General features: G+C 68.9%; 1 protein-coding gene. It reads right to left on the bottom strand.

All coding sequences use genetic code 11. From position 1 onward, the window contains the following. Window positions 1-1,075, bottom strand: a 1,075-nt coding sequence (locus AB0N07_RS51920) for an argininosuccinate synthase (RefSeq protein ID WP_365848094.1), incomplete at both ends; no start/stop codon positions are given.

Raw genomic sequence — 1,075 nt, 5'->3', positions numbered from 1 at the left:
GTTGGACAGGCGGGCGACGTCCTGGAGGTCGGCGCTGCCGCGCAGGCGCTGCTCTCGCTCGGAGGCCGTCTTCGCGGACAGGCCGTAGTTGTCGATGAACCCGCGGGCCGAGGACTGGTCGAACGAGTCGCCCTCGTCGTACGTGGCGAGGTTGAAGTCGTACAGGCCGGTCTCGGACCGGCGACCCTGCACCGTGGCGCGGCCACCGTGGAGCTCCAGGCGGATCTCACCGTTGACGTGCTCCTGGGTCGCGTCGATGAACGTGTCCAGGTTCCGCTTCAGCGGGGAGTACCACTGGCCGTCGTAGACCAGCTCGGTCCAACGCTGGTCCACATGCTTCTTGAAGCGCGCCTGTTCACGCTCCAGGGTGACGTTCTCGAGCTCACGGTGGGCCGCGATCAGCGCCATGGCGCCCGGTGCCTCGTAGATCTCGCGGGACTTGATGCCCACGAGGCGGTCCTCGACGATGTCGATCCGGCCCACGCCCTGGGCACCGGCCCGGCGGTTGAGCTCCTCGATGATCTCCAGCGGGCTCAGCGCGCGGCCGTCGAGGGCTGTGGGGACGCCGCGCTCGAAGGCGATCGTGACCACGTCCGGCGCCGGCGGGAAGGCGGGGTCGTCCGTGTAGTCGTAGACGTCCTTCGTGGGGCCGTTCCAGATGTCCTCGAGGAAGCCGGTCTCGACGGCGCGGCCCCACACGTTCTGGTCGATCGAGAACGGGTTCTTCTTGGTGGTGACGATCGGCAGGTCGTTGCGCTCGGCGTACTCGATGGCCTTCTCACGGGTCAGGGCGAGGTCGCGCACCGGGGCGATGCACTTCAGGTCGGGCCCGAGGGTCTGGATGGAGACCTCGAAGCGGACCTGGTCGTTGCCCTTGCCGGTGCAGCCGTGCGCCACCGTCGAGGCGCCGAACTGGCGGGCCGCCGCGACCAGGTGGCGGGAGATCACCGGGCGCGAGATCGCGGAGACCAGCGGGTAGGCGTCCATGTAGAGGGCGTTGGCCTTGAGTGTGGGCATGCAGTACTGCTCGGCGAACTCGTCACGCGCGTCGGCGACGTAGGCCTCGACGGTGGCG

Origin of the sequence: Streptomyces sp. NPDC051172 (assembly GCF_040682555.1) — a bacterium.
Taxonomy (GTDB): Bacteria; Actinomycetota; Actinomycetes; order Streptomycetales; family Streptomycetaceae; genus Streptomyces.
The sequence above is the reverse complement of the archived record's forward strand: the minus strand, read 5'-3'. Positions and strand labels throughout refer to the sequence as shown.